The organism is Mycoplasma sp. 4013, from assembly GCF_054353875.1.
In genome coordinates this window covers 15296-34392 of sequence record NZ_JBTHHK010000010.1, presented here as the reverse complement: position 1 = coordinate 34392, position 19097 = coordinate 15296, and the positions used below count along the sequence as shown (strand labels likewise).

General features: G+C 29.3%; 9 protein-coding genes. All 9 read left to right on the top strand.

What is annotated here, in order from left to right:
- Positions 1–5 precede the first annotated feature (5 nt).
- A complete protein-coding gene (locus ACXYRO_RS03485; protein ID WP_458597296.1) occupies positions 6–908 on the top strand; it encodes an MAG4940 family membrane protein in 903 nt (300 codons plus the stop codon).
- A gap of 17 nt (positions 909–925) precedes the next feature.
- A complete protein-coding gene (locus ACXYRO_RS03480; protein ID WP_458614318.1) occupies positions 926–3418 on the top strand; it encodes an MSC_0775 family lipoprotein in 2493 nt (830 codons plus the stop codon).
- Between the two features lie 145 nt (positions 3419–3563).
- Entirely contained in the window at positions 3564–4577 is a 1014-nt protein-coding gene (locus tag ACXYRO_RS03475) for an ECF transporter S component (protein WP_458597294.1), read from the top strand.
- 8 nt (positions 4578–4585) lie between these two features.
- Positions 4586–6991: an MAG1360 family OppF-related protein gene (locus tag ACXYRO_RS03470; protein WP_458614317.1), complete on the top strand. Its 2406-nt coding sequence runs from the start codon at positions 4586–4588 to the stop codon at positions 6989–6991.
- A 142-nt stretch (positions 6992–7133) separates the two neighbouring features.
- Complete coding sequence (gene cypl, locus ACXYRO_RS03465; RefSeq protein WP_458614316.1) at positions 7134–8336, top strand: ABC transporter thiamine pyrophosphate-binding lipoprotein p37/Cypl; 1203 nt, start codon at positions 7134–7136, stop codon at positions 8334–8336.
- A gap of 1 nt (position 8337) precedes the next feature.
- Complete coding sequence (locus ACXYRO_RS03460) at positions 8338–9051, top strand: ATP-binding cassette domain-containing protein (protein WP_458614315.1); 714 nt, start codon at positions 8338–8340, stop codon at positions 9049–9051.
- Positions 9044–10729: an ABC transporter permease subunit gene (locus ACXYRO_RS03455; RefSeq protein WP_458614314.1), complete on the top strand. Its 1686-nt coding sequence runs from the start codon at positions 9044–9046 to the stop codon at positions 10727–10729. The genes ACXYRO_RS03460 and ACXYRO_RS03455 overlap by 8 nt, the downstream gene beginning before the upstream one ends.
- A gap of 289 nt (positions 10730–11018) precedes the next feature.
- A complete protein-coding gene (rpoB, locus tag ACXYRO_RS03450) occupies positions 11019–14666 on the top strand; it encodes a DNA-directed RNA polymerase subunit beta (protein ID WP_458614313.1) in 3648 nt (1215 codons plus the stop codon).
- Positions 14656–19077, top strand: a complete 4422-nt coding sequence (locus ACXYRO_RS03445; RefSeq protein ID WP_458614312.1) for a DNA-directed RNA polymerase subunit beta' — start codon at positions 14656–14658, stop codon at positions 19075–19077. Before rpoB ends, ACXYRO_RS03445 begins: the two co-directional genes overlap by 11 nt.
- The last annotated feature ends 20 nt before the right edge of the window (positions 19078–19097 follow it).

Below are 19097 nucleotides of genomic sequence, written 5' to 3'. Positions count from 1 at the left end.
AAATTATGACAGCAAAACAGTTATTATCAACTTATTGAAACAAAAGTGCTTTTCTATTTGAGTTTTTCGCTTCTTTTACACTTGTATTTTTTATTTTGTTATGACTTTTAATAAAATATATGCATAAACCCAAAAACGAAAAGCTTTTTAATACCATCGGATTCACATTAGCTACTTTTTTAGCATTTATCATACCATGAGCTTTATCATACTTCACCGCAAATGTTCCTGCATTTCCACAGCTAAATCCATTAAGTGTGATTTTACAAACTAGATTGCAAGGATTTAGCATTTCTACAGGTGAGGCAGGGACATTAGATAAAGGTGTTTACTATTTAATAGGCGGGCAATTTTCAGGTGCTTTTGGTGGATTAATTGTTTTTGCTGGAATATTTTTCTTAGTAAAAAATTCATTATCTAAAAGTAAGGAATATAAAGAAATTTTTCAAACTTTACAAATTTGAGATTTATTAAAAGTAAGACATCCATATAATGAAAGTTGATGAAAATATATTATCAAAGAATTTATTTTTATTACAACTTTTGTTATTATCGTTCCAATGTTAGGTTATATCAACGACACAAATTATGGAACAAACCCTTACTTCAAACTTTTTATAACATTAATAGTTGTTTGAATCTTTTTATTTATTTCAAGTTTTTTTGGTTTCTTTGCCTTTGATATAGTTTTTAATGTGATTGCTTATTTATTAATAGTTATTGAAATTTTATATCATCTAAAAAGTATCAAATCAAATGATCAAAAAACAAAACAAATAAAACAATTAATGTTATTAGAGACTATAAAAATCACCACAACACTTTTATTTACTGTTATTATCCCACTCATTTACGGAATTGTTGCAGTTGAAATAGGCAAAAGTGTTCCAATGAAACTTAATTTCTAATCTATAAGAAAGGCTCTATGTTTAAAAAATTTAAAAAATTATTTTTGTCTTTATCCCCTATTGTAATTGCTCCAGTTGCAATCGCTTGTTCACACCAAGCGACCGTTAAAAAGGAAGTTGACCCAAAACAACAAAAAAGAGATGAAATTACAAAAGCACTTGCTTCTGATAAACTTACACCTGAACAAAAACAGGATTTCCAAAACAGAATCGGACAAGCAAACACCCTTGAAGATCTTAGTGCAATTTTTTCTGATATTAATGCAGTAATTCAAAAAGCAGCAAATACACAACAAAAAACCAATCCTGAACCAAAACCAGGTACACCACTAGACCCACAGCAAGTTGAACTTAAAGCACTTCGTGCCAAAGGAAATGCAGATAATAAAACAAAACTGACTAATGAAACATTATTTTTAAGAAGAATTAGTGATTATTTTAAATATAACGATGTTTCTTCACAAGTATTACAATTTAAAGCTAATACTAATGCATCAAATATAACTTTTAAAAACCTAAGTAATAACAACTATATAACTGATTACCTCGATTTTAACGATTCTGCATTTACACAAATCTTAAAAGACAAAAAATTAGTAACTGATGAACAAGCTGCTAAGTTATCATATGAATATGACTATCACAACATTCGCCAAGATATCAATAATAATAATGACATCATAATTCCAATGAAAATTCTTATCCCTGTTGAAGCAACAGGAAAGAATTTAAATTTAAAGGCTGAAACCAAAGTTAATTTTGTTCTTAAAGGAATAAAATTATCAACAAGTGATGAAAAAAATTACAAAGATGTAAATGATTTATCTAAAAAGTTGCAAAATTTAACACAAGGTGATGCAATTAAAATATCTATTAAAGATAAATCTGATCCTGCTTTTGCTAAAATTCAAGCATTAATCGATGATAAATCAAATGCTATTTATAGTTTTGATGATTTAAATCGTAAACAACTTGCATCGATGTTTAATTTAACATATCCAGATTTTTCTAATTTACTTAGTCCATATAAAAATAAACAAATTATTAAAATTTTTATTGATGATGTTAATTTTACTCACTCACCAAAAATCGATCAGTTAACTGTTAAAATCAGAATTGCAAATGGTTATGATAATACCCAAAAAGGATATGAAAAATTTCCTTTTGCAAATGTAGGATTTAACAAAATAATTAACCTTACATTTGATAAAGACAACACAGTATTACGTGATGAAAAAATTCGGGCAAACTTATTAGCAAAACCCGCAAACTGAAATATTTATAACCAAAACTTTGAAGAACAAGGATTCAAAGACAATGTTTCAGATATTACCATTTTACCAATAAACTATGATTTTAAATACCTTAAAGACTCATTTAAATCAACTGATTATCGCAATGGATATTTAACTTTTACTGCTATATATGATGGTAAAATCGTAAAACTACAAAAACATATTGGAGTAGGTAAATTTGCTGAAATCTTTGATAGCAACTTTATGCAAGCAAATCCACATGCATATAACTTCCATGCTGGACATCTTACATATTCTGATTTATCAAGAGTTAATCAGTCAATTTATAACGATTATGGAAGCAACTTATTTTCAGGAGGTTATGATTCAACTCGTGCATTTTATTTAGATGATGTTAAAACCCCAATCGCTATCCATGTTGGTGAAGACTATTTAGCCAAAGAACACACCCCAGTTATCGCTCCATATGATGGTGAAGTTGTCGCAGTATATAATGCACACCTTTCATTTGCACAAATCAAAACAGGACAAGGTGTAGGAACTGTAATGCTCACAAGAGTTAAATTAACAAAACTTAACCTTTCACCTAAAATTCTACAAGAATACTTCGGAACTTATGATACAAACGATGATCGTTGAGTATACATCGGATTTATCCACTTAGATGCTAACTTGACAATGAACAATAAAACCTTTAATTGATCACCTAAAACAATCACAATTGGAAAAGACAAGTCAGCTCGTGTATATGATATTTTAGATAATGTTTCTCCGGCACACCCACAACCTTTTAAAAAAGGGGATACACTTGCTTATTTAGGAACATCAGCAACTAACGGAGGTTGAATGCCACATGTGCATGTAACTACTTATGCAAATAATACATTATTGACAAACGACAACGACTTTCAAAAAGCATTAACATCCGCAAACCTTTATGGTGAACGTGTTGAAAAATATAACCCACAAGATCCTAAAGTTAATCCATTTACTGCTCGTGTTGATGGGATATATATTGCAAGAAACACTGACATAGAAGCGGGTAAAAAACCAATTTTTAAAGTTGATCCTATCACAGGGACACCAACAAAAGATACTGTTCCAAGCGAATTATTAAGATGAGTGTCAAATCCAATCCAAGGTTTTGAAATTCGTAGATCAGTTTTTGATCCAAACATCCTATTTAAAATCAGAGGACCACAAAGTTATAGATTTGATATCGAAGACTTCTTTAGAATTAGTGATAATAAATAATTTTATAAAATCTCCTTTTTCAAATGGAGATTTTAATAATAAACTTTTTTGAATAATTATCCAGTTTTATTATCAAATGATTAAAAATATGATGTAAAAAACTTTTATAATTTTAACATCAATAAAAATAATATAAAATAAATATATGAAACGCTTTTTTGATACGGTGAAAAATACAGTCAAAGGTAAAAATTGAAAAGAAATTAGTTTGTTTAAAAAATGAACCATTAAAAATATGGTGATGGTTGCTATTTTAATTGCAATTTCTGTTAGTTTTACCATCGTTGTGGCTCAAATTTTACCCGTTGTCAATTTACCTACATATAAATTTTCATTTATCGGATTACCTGTAAAAATAGCAGGTTTTATCTTTGGACCAGTTGTAGGGGTCTTTGTTGGAATCATAAGCGATTTGTTATCTTTATTATTTATTCCACCTGCTGGTTATAATCCAATGTATACAGTTGCTACTGCATTAAATGGTTTTGTTTCCGGACTACTTGGGATATATTTTAATCAAATTCTTAAAACTGCATTTAGCAAGGAGTTTAGACTACAAAGAATAGGACAAAAATTAAGTATTCTTGCGATGGAGTATTTACAATTTAAAGCAAATGGTGAAATAAAAAAAGCCGAAAAATCAGCAATGAAAATGATAAAATTGAACAATAAAAAGAAATATATTGATCAACTTGCTTCAGATAATTATCTAAAAAATATCTATTTAATCACTGCAATTGTCCTGCTTTTAGTAGTAATCGCTTCGGTTGCTTGGTTTATTTCAGCCGCTTCACCTGAGGCAATTGAAAAAGGTATAATTAAAAACCGTTGAGTTTTATTAGGATTAATGAGTACAGGAACATCATTAATGATTTTCTTTGTGTTATTTGGAAGATTTTTCTTTAAAACTGAAACATTTTTAACTTTGATTCCTATTGTAGTTTTTTGTGCATTTCTGGAGCTTGTAAATGTTCCTGTTTTAGCGTATGCAGACTTGATTTCATTAGGTAATGGGGAACAAAAAGATATTTTCTTTTGAATCACTCAACACATTCTTACAGGGCCTGTAAAAATATGATTTAATACCTTAGTTATTTATTATACATATGGGATTATTTCAAAATTAATTAATAAAAACAGTAATTTATCATATCGTTAGGAGAATATATGAGCAATGATGCAAAGTTTTTGTTCGTGCTTAAAAATTTATTTGAAGACTTTCAAAAAGGTTTTTTTACATCTAAAAAAAATAACAAACTCAGTATCAGCATTCCAAAACTTTTAATTAGCTCCTATACATCTCTTTTTTTTATTCCTGCTGTTAATACTAATTTAACATTTGAGACCCTATGAGATGTTATTAAAACAAACAAGTCAGTTGTTTTAGGTTTTCATGATCAAAATCAACAAAATTTTAATTTAATCACAAATAAAAAGAAAATATTAAACAAAATATCTTTTTTTGATGTATCAAAAATAAGTAATAACAAGGACTTAAGCATCCCATTCAACGAGATTTGAAAAGCCTGCATAGATTCTGAATATAAATATGATTGATATTTACAAAAAATCACAAACATCACTAATCAAAATACTTTTATTTTAAAAAATCTCTTCTTTAAAAGAATTACAGAATTTATCCCTTTAATTATTAACATTAACCAAGAATACAAGAGAGAGAAAGATACCTTAGATAAAAAAATTAGTGCTTTACAAAGTAGTAAATTGCTTTTAAATAAAGAATTAGAAGAAATAATTTATAAATATCGCTACAACCTGTATGAGTATCAAAATATGCTTTTTAAATACTTTGTGGACTTTTTGAAAGAACTAAAATCCGATATCGAAAGTGTTTTTTCAACCTTTGAAAATTCTAATTTTATCTTGCAAAAAGAAAAAATTAGTGAACTAAAAAAAAGATACGAATATTTACAAAAAATAAATAATACATCAATTACAAAAGTTTCAGGTGAAATTAAAAAACGAGATTTAAAAACTGAAATAAATTATTATTATAAGTTTTTAAAAACAACAAAAACCACTTCTAAAACGTTTATCAACCAGCAAATTTATAATTTAAATAAGGAAATATCACTTTTAAAATATAAATTTAAATATGCAAATATACAACACTCAGATTTTGTTGAATTATATAAAGATTACTGTGCAAAAAGAAAGTCATTATTTATTTGAAAAAAAAATAAGAAAAATCTATATTATTTAAATAATGAAGAATTAAAACTTCTTTATAACGATGTAACAAATAAAATAGATTTTTTTATTCATAATAGATATAAAACCAAAGAAAAAGATCATTCATTAATAAAAGAACAACTAAAAAATTATATTGAATATGAATTAGAAATCAATGTTGATCATTACACTTTGCTTTCAAAACAGCATTATCAAAAGATTATCAATAAAATCAACGATGTCAAGTCAAAAATTCGTAAATTTGATAATACCAATTACAAACAAATTCACAACCACAAATTTTTAGTTGAAATGAAAAATCTAAATCAAAAGTTACAGTTAGCATCGGCCGAATTAGATTGAAGTAATTATGTTGAAAACAAAATTTTTGATAACTTATTAACTCACAAAAATAACAAAATTAATCAGTTTTCAATAAATTTAAAAAATGTAATTAAGTCATTTAACACATCATTTAAAAAGGTTTCTTATTTATTTAATTCAATTACAGATAAAGATGAAAATTCAACTAATATTTTCGAAAACCTTAGCTCCTTTTATAATTCACTTATTAAAAAACCGTGGATGATTAATCTTTTAGAACATATTAGTGAGTATTGCAGTAACAAAAAACCTTTATCAAAAACATTGTTAAACGAAATTATTGCGATGTTAAAATTTGTTTCATTACTTGAAAATATATCAATTTCACAAAAGAACTTTTTAATCCCTTTTAAATACTTAAAAAACATTGATAAAATTAAAATTAAACTTATCAAATATTGAGTTGATGACAGTAAATTATTAATCATTAAAGATTTAAAAAATGATATTCCATATGATCATAAAAATGAGTTCATTCGTGTTTTAAATGTCTTTTCACAAAAATATAAGATTCCATATATTTATACAACCGATGATTTTAATATCTTGAAAAACGAATTTGATGAAATTTTTCTTTTCAATGATCGCAAACTTGTTGAATCAGGCGATTATAGTCAAGTTATTTCAAAGCCCTTTACAAAATTTGCTAACGAACTTATTAATGAACACAAAATAATGGACGAGGAGCCTACTGATGCATTTTTTACCAATGAATATATAATAAACTTACATACAAATATTAATCATCAAGTCTATACTAATTTAAAAACATACAAACAACATGGAAAAGAAGAGATAAATCAAAATTTTGATACCATAATTATTGATAAAACCCAAAATTCTGAGCAATATACCTTAACTTCTGTTTTTAATGAAATAGAATTTGATTTATCAAGCAATAGCGAGAATAATGATAAAGAAAATGCTTTTTTAGATTACGATGAATGAAATAATCAGATATATATTATTTCAAGTAATGATTTAGATAATTTTTAAAATTTTGTATAATATTTGCAAGGACAGAGGTACTTGCAAGTTTTTGTAGGTTGAGAAACACTCTTAAGAGCCGATCTAGGTAATGCTAGCGTGGTGAGTCTTTCTTAAAAATTTTTCTGTCCTATATTAAGATAGGAGAAAAATGAAATTCAAAAAATTATTTAGTTTAGGAATTCTTACATCAACTGCATCAATATCAGTTGCAGTTTCTTGTGGAACTTCTACTAAAGCAGATAAACAAGAAAACCAAAGTGTAAAATTAAGTTTAGGAACCCCTGAACAATATGCACTTGGAAATTTAACACTTGACCAATACAAAAGTAAATTAGAAAATTCATTAAACGATGAACTCAAAGCTTTAAAATCAAATGTTAAAGTTGAAGTAATCTTCCGAGGACAAGAAGATTACAAAGCTACTTTCGATGATTTAACCAAAGGTACATCTGATTTTGCTTTTATTTCAGCTGGTTATCTACAATCGAATAAAGCAAAAGTCGGAGAACTTGGTTTTAAACTAGGCATCCAGACACTAACTCGTCAATTTAATGGTGATATTACATATGATTTCACTACCAAGGCACACGGACATTATACCGATGGACTCGATGATGATGATTTAAGAAAAATTGCAAAAAATGAAGATACACTTTTTCATGCTAAACCAAGATCTCAATGAGATGACAAAAATAATGGTTACAATTGAGATGGACAAATTTATCAATCATTATATAATGCTAAAACAGATTTAGTCCCTTACCAAAGAGGTTCAATAGTATTGATAGGAACTGATGATATTCGTTCTAAAATCAAGCAAGCTTGAAATAGCAAAAACTGAAATGAATTTATCAAATATGGTATTGTCACCGGTAAAAACACATCTGGTGGTAAATACTTATTACAACAAGCACTACTTAAAAAACACTTTGGAGCAAGTTTTAAACCACTAGCAACAGTTGCATCCGAAACACCAGACAACATCTTAATTGGGGGTAAAATCAAAGAAATGAACAACCCTAACGAAGCAAAAAAACACATCTTTTTTGATGATGAAACATCGTGAGCATGAACCAAATATAAACCACATGATGCATATGAAATTAATCAAAGCACTAGACCGAATGAAAAACTTGAAGAATTTATTGTCACAGAGGTTTTACCATATAATGTAGGAGTTTTTGGACCTTATGTAAGTTCAGATGCAATTAATCAAGTTACAGCTGCATTTGTAAACTTATACAAAAATGATAAAGATATTTTTGGTCCAACCGTTGGATTCAATGGATATCGTAAAATTGATAATCCTGATGTTGAGTTTTGACCAATTGTTGATAACATCTTAGGTTAAAATGATTCGTTTTAAAAATGTTGATTTAAAATATACCGATAAAATTATCTTAAAAAATGTCAATTTAGACATCACGACCAATTGCATTGTTGGTTTAATCGGAAAAAGCGGAACTGGTAAGAGTACAATTTTAAAATCCTTTTTTGATTTTGAATTAATTACTTCAGGTTATTATTTATACAATGGCGCTAAAATACCTAAAAACAAGTTAAAAAAGTATAAAAACGACATAATCTATATTGCTCCTGATGATAATTTAATAACTTCTTTAGATTTTTATAAAAATTTACAACATTTTTACAAAAAATACAAAAATCCTTTATTTAAATGACTTAGAATTTTCACCAAGCAGCAAAAAGAAGAAATTTTTCAACTTTGCAATCATTTTGGAATGTCAGAATTTATTTTTAAACCAATAGAACAGCTTTCTGCTGGGCAAAAACAACGTTTTGCTATCATCTTAAATCTCCTTAACGACACTAAAATCCTCCTATGTGATGAGTTAACTAGTAATTTAGACATCACTAATGCCAAACTAGTTTTTGACTACCTGCAAAGTATTAAAAAAAATAAATATATTATTATTGCACTGCATAACCTTTCTGATGCAGTTAAATATATTGACAAAATCATTGCAATTAAAGATCAAGAAATTCAAAAAATATATTATAAAGGTGAATATGATCCTGATGAGCTAAGGAAATATTTTGACTAAAAAGAAATTTTTAGTTAAAGTTTGACAAAAAACTTTAACTAAATGAACCCTATTAATAACCTCCTTAATTATTTTATTTATATTTATATATCAACTTAACATCAAACCATCAAAAATTGGTTTAAAGCTTTTTTGGGTTAATTTAAAAAATCTCTTTGAATTCAGTTCTAATTCACCTGATTTTATTAATGAAAATTTATGAATTTTAAATCTTAAATATATGTGAATTACCATTAAATCTGTTTTTAGTGGAACCTTTGTCGGACTTTTGCTTGCTTTTATAACTGCTTATTTTAGTTCATTAAATTTATGAAGAAAAAACTGATGAACATGAATTGTGCGAATTGCTATTATCTTATTACGTTCAATGCCGATTTTGGTGCCAATAATGATATTCGGATCATCTTATCAAAAAGATATGATTGCGTTTATGATTTTTTGATACACAACATGATTATGATTGCATCGATATTTTTGTGATATCTTTGAATCAAGTAATACCAAAAAGTTCTGACAAGATATTAATTTAGGAATGCCACGTTATAAAAGCTTTTATATCAATATTGTTTTATCTAACAAAAACAAATTTATAATGAACTCCTTATTAGCAATCGAATCTAATATTCGTTGAAATTCTATTTTAGGTTCAGTCGGGATCTATGGAATCGGATTTGTATTCAATTTTTTCAAGGAAAAAATTGAATATTTAGGAATAAGTATTCTTTTTGTTGTTATTTTAGTCGGTTTTTTTGAGGGGATTTTAATTTTATTTAATAAATTTTTATTTGTTTCACCTAAAATTAAAAATCCATCAGAAAAAACCCCATATTCATTAGCATATAATTATAAAAAAATCCTTAAATATCTTATTTTTGCTGTTTTTTTCGCTATTATAATAACAAGTTTTGTAGATTTATCACAAACAAAAGTTAATATAGAGTTTTTAAAATTATGATTTAACAACTTATTTATTTTTGATTTTTCAGAAGTTGCTATAGATCCAAATATATATAATTCTTACTGAAGTATCTTCAAACAGACCTATATAGCGATTTATTTAGCATTCTTGCTAGCTATTTTATATGCAATCTTGATGAGTGAAAAATTATTTAAACCGATTCAAACATACTTTTTTAAATTATTTATAGTGCTATTAAAATCAATCCCTGTTTTAATCTTTTTTATATTATTTAATTCAATCTTTTACTTTGAAACTGCAATTATTTTAGCCGTTATCATCATCGCATTTAGAGCTATGAGCAAGCAGTTTTCAGAAGTTATTAATCGAATCGATGAAAGTAAAGTTAAACATTGAAGAAAACTAGGTTATAGCAGATGATTTATTTATAAAAACATCTTGCTTCCTATGTATAAAAAGGCTATTATTTCCTTACTGCTCTTTGAGAGCGAAGGAACTTATCGAAATTTCATAACATATGGGGTGTTTTCTAACATTATAATTTACACATATATAAGTCGTTATGAAGAAAAACAAGAATTTGGAAAAATTATCCCTGCTTTTTTACCGGCTTTCTTTATTTATGTACTACTTGAATTATTATTTTTACTTTATAAAACATTTTTACTGCACAAATTATGAAAATGATTATGCGAACTTGTTATAAACATCTATAAAAAGTTGTGTAAAAGATTTAAAAAGCAAGTTCAAACTTATTAATAAACTAAATCAAAAGACAATTTATTTTAAAATTAAGATTTTACTTTTAAAATAAATAAAAAATTAACTACTTTAAGATAATTACAAAGCATCTAAAAAATAAAAATCAACAACTTTTTCTCTAAAAAGTCCAACTATTTTAAGACTTTTTGGAGATTTTTTTCTAAAATATTTGCATACTCTTTACTTTATTTTATGGTATAATTTATTTCACTTTTTATGTTTTTATGATAATACCACAAAAATGAAATTCATAAAAAAGAAAATTGCAATTTTCGAAAGGGTTAAAATGGAACAAAAAAAATATCGAATTCGTAAATTTGGTCCAAAAACTGAACGTAGAGATTATTCTATCACCAAACAATCTCTACCTCTTTTTGATATTCTTCAAACAAGCAAAGAATCTTTTGCAGAATTTATGAAGAATGGTATTCAAAATGCATTAATGGAAATTTATCCTATTACAACTGGACAAATTAGACTTGAGTGCTTAAAATCTAGTTTTGATGTTGAATTACCATATAAAAAAATCACTAGTGAAGGTGATGAAATCAACAAATGTAAAGCTAAAGGTATGAACTTTAGTGCAAAAGTTTATGTTAATTTAAATGTAGAAAATGTAAAAACCGGAGTTGTAAAACAAGAAAGAGTCTTATTAGGAGAAATTCCATATATAACTTCTGGTGGTAGTTTTATTATTAACGGTTCTGAAAAAGTTATTGTGAGCCAACTTATCCGATCACCTGGTGCTTATTTCGGATTAGGTGTACGTAACAAGCAATCAGATGACTTGTTTAACAAACTTGAAATTTTGCCAAGAATCGGTTCATGATTTGAAGTTTCGCACAAGGTTACTTCATCGAATCTGGATGTTGTAAAAGTTAAAGTCGATAAGAATAAAAGTATTGCATTAGGTACCTTGCTTGGTTCTTTTGGATTTACTCCAAAAATGCTGTATAAACTTTTTGGTAAGAATGAATTGCTAGTTGAAACCTTGAAAAAGGATAAAATTCTTGGTAATGAAGAATATAATCAACAAGAAATTATTGATTTTTCACAAGAGGAAATCTTCAAAACCATTCGTAAAGGAGATCGCGAAACAGCAGAAGCAAAAAAATCATTGCTTCCAAGTATGTTGTTTGATAAAAAAAGATACAACCTTTCTGTAACGGGTCGTTACATGCTTAATAAAAAACTTTCTTTAGTAGACCGTATTACTAAAACATACCTTGCTGAAGATTTAAAAACAAAAAACGGTGAAATCTTATTAAGCAAAGGTTCATTTATTGATTATAAAAAAGCACGAGAAATCCAAGGATGATTTAATACACGTGTTCTACCATCAGAGAAGTTAGAAGACATCGATCCAGAACATGTTTATCATAAAGTTTATCGTCCTGCTAGTGAAACAAATTCACATCATTACGAAAACCATCACGGATACAATAATCCAGAATTAAGAAAACGAACTAAAATTATTAAAGTCAAAGTATATCCGTCTAAAAAATGAATGGAAACTAAGCCGGAGCAACCTATTATTATAATTGGTAATGATCCTAAATCAATCGAAACACACTTATTAATTTCCGATATTGTTGCTGCTATTAGTTACTATTTCAATCTTACTGTTGGAGTAGGTCAAGATGATGACCCGGATTCATTGATTAACAAAAGAATTGTTTCTGTTGGTGAATTATTGGAAGCACAATTGATGATTGCTTTAGCAAAACTTGAAAAAACTACTCGCGAACGTATTGGTTCAAAGGAAGCCGAAAAAGTTACTGCAAAAAACGTAACTAATAATAAACTCATAACCAATCAGATGAAAACCTTTTTTAACTCTTCAAAACTTTCACAATTTATGGATCAAATTAACCCATTAGCAGAAGTTTCTAACAAACGCCGTGTTACATCATTAGGTCCTGGTGGTCTTAGTCGTGATACAGCTCAATTTGAAGTTCGGGATGTTCATTCAACTCACTATGGAAGAATTTGTCCGATCGAAACACCTGAAGGACTTAATATCGGTTTGATTTTAAACTATGCAACATTTGCACAAGTTGATGAACTTGGATTCTTAAAAACCCCTTATTATAAAGTTAATAATGGCGTTGTTGATTATAACGATGTTCGTTATTTAACAGCTGCCCAAGAAATCGGATATTCATTTGCCCAATCATCAGTACAAATTGATGATAACAACAAAATTATTACTCCTACACTAACTATAAGACGTGATTACAACTATATTGTTGGAACCCCAAAAGATGTTGATTTTTTGGAAGTGTCATCAAAACAAATGGTTTCCGTTGCTGCTGCAGGTATACCATTCTTAGAAAATGATGATGCTAACCGTGCACTGATGGGATCGAATATGCAACGTCAAGCAGTTCCATTAATAGAAGCTGAAGCACCTTTAATTGCAACTGGAATTGAAGCAGATATTGCTAAATACTCTTCTTATAACCTTATTGCAAAAAACTCAGGAACTGTTACATATGTTGATAGTTCAAAAATCTTTGTACAGCGTAGCGAAAGTGGTGTAACTGATAAATATTCACTGCGTAATTTTGAAAGAAGTAACCAAGGAACAGTTATTCAGCAAAAACCACTAGTTCATAAAGGACAACAAGTTAAAGCTGGAGATTTATTAACTGATGGTTCTTCTTTTAAGGACGGTGAATTAGCACTAGGTAAGAATGTTTTAGTTGGTTTTACCACTTGAAACGGATACAACTTTGAAGATGCTGTTATTATTAACGAAAGACTGGTTAAAGATGATGTTTATACATCTATTCATATTGAAGAACAAATTATCCAATTCCGTAGTTCTCGTGCTGGAAATGATATGTTAACAGCTAATATCCCACAAGTTTCTAAGCATTCGATTCGTCATCTTGATGAAACAGGTATTGTAAAAGTAGGTTCCGAAGTGTTACCCGGTGATGTTTTAGTGGGTCGCACATCTCCAAAAGGTGAAGAAAACCCTTCACAAGAAGAAAAGTTACTTCAAGCTATTTTAGGAAGTCGTTCAACCGGAATTAAAGATACATCCTTGAAAGTAAAAAATGGTCATGGAGGAACTGTTATCCATGTTGAAGTTCTTTCAAAAGAAAATAATGATGTTTTAGAAGAAGGTGTAGAGAAAATTGTTAAAGTTTCAATTGCACAAAAACGTAAGATTAAAGTTGGTGATAAAATGGCAGGTCGCCATGGAAACAAAGGTGTTATTTCAATTGTTTTACCAGAAGAAGATATGCCATATTTAGAAGATGGAACACCACTTGATATTATGCTTAATCCACAAGGGGTACCATCACGGATGAACATTGGACAAATCTTAGAACTTCATCTTGGAATGGCTGCTCGTAAATTGAACACCAAATTTGTTTCCCCGTCTTTTGATGGAGTAAAAAAACAAGATATTGAGGCCGCATTAGAAGAAGCAGGATTAGATAAAACAGGTAAACAAATTGTAATTGATCCCATTACAGGACGTAGGTTCGATAAACCTATTTCTGTGGGTGTAATGTATATGCTTAAACTTAACCATATGGTGGATGATAAAATGCATGCTCGTTCTGTCGGTCCATATTCACTAATTACTCAACAACCTCTTGGAGGAAAATCACAAAATGGTGGTCAAAGATTTGGTGAAATGGAAACATGAGCACTTGAATCATATGGTGCAACCAATGTTTTACAAGAGATATTAACTTATAAATCCGATGATATTTTAGGACGTAATGCCCTTTATTCTGCATTAGTTTCCGGAAAACAACTACCAACTCCAGGAACACCTGAATCATTTAATGTTTTAAGTCACGAACTTAAAGGTTTAGGAATGAAATTAGAACTTTCTGACACAATCGATGAAAGCGACCAAATAACCGAATTTGATATGATTCAATTTGAAACAGGAGGTGATGATGAATAATACTTTTGATAAAAAATCACCCATCAACAGAATTACCCTTTCACTTGCTACAAAAGCAGATGTTGAAAAATGATCTTATGGCGAGGTAACTAAACCTGAAACCATTAACTATAAAACATATAAACCAGAAAAAGATGGACTTTTTGATGAATTAATCTTTGGTCCAGTAACTGATTATAAATGTCCTGTGTGTGGTACTAAATACAAAAAAACTGATGAAAATCAAATCTGTACTAAAAATCCACAATGTGAAAAATATAAACCAGTGATTTTACCCAAAATTTCACGTCGTAGTAGAATGGGACATATCAAACTTGAAAACCCTGTTGTACACTTTTGATTTTTCAAAATTGATCACTCTATTATTTCAAAACTTCTAGGTCTTAGAGTTCACGATAGTAATAAACCGGTAACAAAGGCTGATTTAGAAAAACTTATTTATTATAAATCTCATATTGTTTTAGAAACAGGTAATTTAAAATCACTTAAAAAGAATACTATTGTAAATATTAACGAGGCACCTGAATTTTATCTTGAAGTTCTTCGTGAAATGTTAACATTAGAATACGATGATCCAGATGCTATCGAAGAAATTCAACAAACATTAGATGAACTGCTTGAATATGCACAATCTGAAGATGGAAAATCATTTGGAATTGACTTTTATTCTTACAATGAAGTTATTGAAGAATTTACCGATGCTAAAATTGGAACAGGTTCAAATGCTATTGAATACCTACTTAAACATATTGATTTAGAAGCAGAAAGAGCGGCAGTTCAAGCTGATATTGATGCAATAAACTTAGAAATTGAAGAAAACGGAGTAAATAATTCTGCTTCAAAAATCCAAGAACGAACCAAATTATACAAACGTCTTACTATTATAACTTCATTTATTCGCTCTGGACAAAAACCTACCGATATGTTAATTTATAACTTACCAGTTATTCCTGCTGATCTTAGACCATTGGTACAATTAGATGGTGGAAGACACTCAACAAGTGATATTAACGAACTCTATCGTCGCATCATTATTCGTAACACCCGTTTAAAGAAATGAATCGAACAAGATGCTCCAATGTTAATCAAGCAAAATGAATATCGGATGATTCAAGAAGCAGTTGATGCTTTAATTGACAATGGTAGAAAAAAACCAGCTCCGGTTTCTTCAAAAGATGGACAACCACTTAAATCTATTTCAGATGCTTTAACAGGTAAGAAAGGGCGCTTCCGTCAAAACTTACTCGGAAAACGTGTTGATTATTCAGGACGTAGTGTTATTGTCGGTGGTCCTAAACTTAAAATGTATGAAGTCGGTATTCCTCGTGATATGGCGGCTAAATTATTCGAACCTTGAATTGTTCGCGAACTTATTTCTAATGAAGATGGGGTTACAAGTGTTAAAACAGCTAAAAAACTCATCGAAGGTCTTGATCCAAGAATTTGACCATATGTAGAACGCGCAATTGAAGATAGACCGGTACTATTAAACCGTGCTCCTACCTTACACCGTCTTTCAATCCAAGCATTTTATCCTGTATTAATTCGTGGAAAAGCAATCAAATTGCATCCGTTAGTAACAACAGCATTTAATGCCGACTTCGACGGGGATCAAATGGCAGTACACATCCCAGTTAGTGATCGAGCCGTTCTTGAAGCAAAAGAATTAATGCTTGCTTCAAAAAATATTTTAGGTCCTAAAGATGGTGAACCAATTATTAACCCGTCACAAGATATGATTTTAGGACTTTACTATTTAACTATTGAAAAAGCAGGTGTTAAAGGTGAAGGAAATTATTATGGTTCATTCGATGAAATGATGCTAGCTTATGAAAGAGATTATCTAGATTTACATGCTCGAATTGTTTTACCTATTGCTGCATTAAATAAAAAATTCATATCAGAACAGACCAATAAACCTTATATTATTTCATCAGTTGGTAAATTTATTTTAAATCAAGCTTTCCCAGATGAATTTGAATTTGTTTTTGGTAAATACAGCGAAAAAACATATAAACAAGATTCTGATGGTAAAGAAATTGTAATCGAAAAAGAAGTAATTCATACTTCTGAAAATGCTTTAGATCGTTATACACTAAATTATGGTGAAAACTTTCGGGATGTAATTAAACATCTTGAAGTTACCCGTGGATTAGCTAAAAAAGATATTGCAAAGATAATTCGTAAAATTTACGAAAAATATGTGTATGTAGTAACCAAAGAAGATGTCGCTAACATAATTGATGCTACAACTTATTCAAACTACACTTTTAGATTAAATGATTGTGAAGCATTGCGTGATTATAATGGTGATTATATTCCATTAGAACATGCTAAATTAATTAACACATTTTTAGTTGAAGAGTTTGAAAAAATTAATTATAACAATCATCTAAAAGGAATTGATAACTCATTAGTAAGTTGAACAATCGATGAATATACAAAAGTTTTAGAAAATGTTTGATTCAAATATACAAATTATGTCGCTACAATTTTAGATAAAATTAAGGACTTAGGTTTTCAATATTCTACCATTTCTGGAACAACTATTTCGATGAACGATGTTAAGACATTAGAATCAACCAAGGAAAAAATAGTAGAAGGAGATGAACATACTGCAAAACTGCGTCAATTCTACGAAGATGGATACTTAACTGATGATGAACGCTACAATTTAACAATTCAGCATTGATCAAAGGTTAAAGAAGAAATTGAAAAAGAACTTAAAAAAGTTACACAATCAGATATTGAAAACCCATTATTTATGATGATGACATCAGGAGCCCGTGGTAATGCATCAAACTTTACTCAGCTTGCTGGTATGCGTGGTTTAATGAGCAACAACACCAAAATTTTAAAGGCTGATGCTGAAAATGATCGTGTGGTTCGTTCTACAATTGAAATCCCTGTTAAATCTTCTTTCCTTGATGGACTTAGCGCATATGAATTTTACTCATCAACTCACGGGGCGCGTAAAGGACTTACCGATACTGCTTTAAATACTGCTAAGTCTGGATATTTAACACGTAGATTAGTAGATGTCGGGCAAGGAATAGTTGTTCGTGAAGAAGATTGTGGATCTGATTTTGGTTTTGAGGTTAAGGCTATTAAAGATACCAAAACTGATACAGTTATTGAATCATTATGGGATCGGATTGAAGGTAGATATACCAACTCTGCGATTCTTGATAAAAACGGAAATATTGCAGTTGAGGCAAACATCTTAATAACTCCTGATATCGCAGATAAAATTACCAAGGAATTAAAATTAGAGAAAGTAGATATCCGTTCTGTATTATCATGTCATACACGTAATGGAGTATGTAAACACTGTTATGGAAAAGACTTAGCAACCAATCGTGTCGTAAGTACTGGTGAAGCGGTCGGGGTTGTTGCAGCTCAATCAATCGGGGAACCCGGGACACAACTTACAATGCGTACATTCCATACTGGTGGGGTTGCTGGGGTTGAAGATATTACCGGAGGATTTGGTCGTCTCATCGAGCTTATCGATGCTTATGATTTTCCGTGAGGAAAACCTGCTATTATTTCAAAAGTTTTTGGTAAGGTTGTTAAAATCGAACAAGCTAAAAACCGTGATACAGGACAAAAAACAGATATTTATATTGTAACAGTTCGTTCAACTGCACATAATGGTGAAATTATTGAAACACAATATAACGGAAAACTTTCTCAAAAATTGCGTGTTAAAAAAGGTGATAATGTTGTTCCTGGACAAAAGATTTTCGAAGGCCCTATTATCTTAAAAGATCTTTTAGAAGTTGCTGGACCTCGTGCGGTGCAAAACTACTTACTTAAAGAAACTCAAAGACTTTATCGTCTTCAAGGAATTACAATTGCTGATAAATATATTGAAATTATCATCCGTCAATTATTATCAAAAATTATGATTACTGATCCTGGGGATTCAAAATTCTTTAATGGTGCATTAATTGATACATTTGTATATCAAAAAGAAAACGGAAAACTACTTGCTGCAGGGTTAAAACCTGCTTATGGTGAAGTGAAAATCCGTGGAGCAAAACAAGTACCATTACTTTCAGATTCGTGGTTGTCAGCTGCTTCTTACCAAGAAACTGCTAAGATATTAGTTAACTCTGCTGTTGGAAACCGTGTTGATAAACTTGAAGGTTTAAAGGAAAACATCATTTTAGGACATAAAATTCCTGCTGGAACAAACAGTAATTTTGAACTAAAAGGAAAATATGATATCCGAAATCCCAGAACCTATTTTAAATCAAAATATGATCCGAATGCTCCTATTGATAACGATACTTTAGATAACATTCATGTAGACTTCGATGAATTAACCGAATCATCTTATGAAGATCAATTTGAATCAGTGCATGACAATGACTTTGGAGAATTTGAATACGAAACATTTGAATAAAATTCAACACTATAACATGT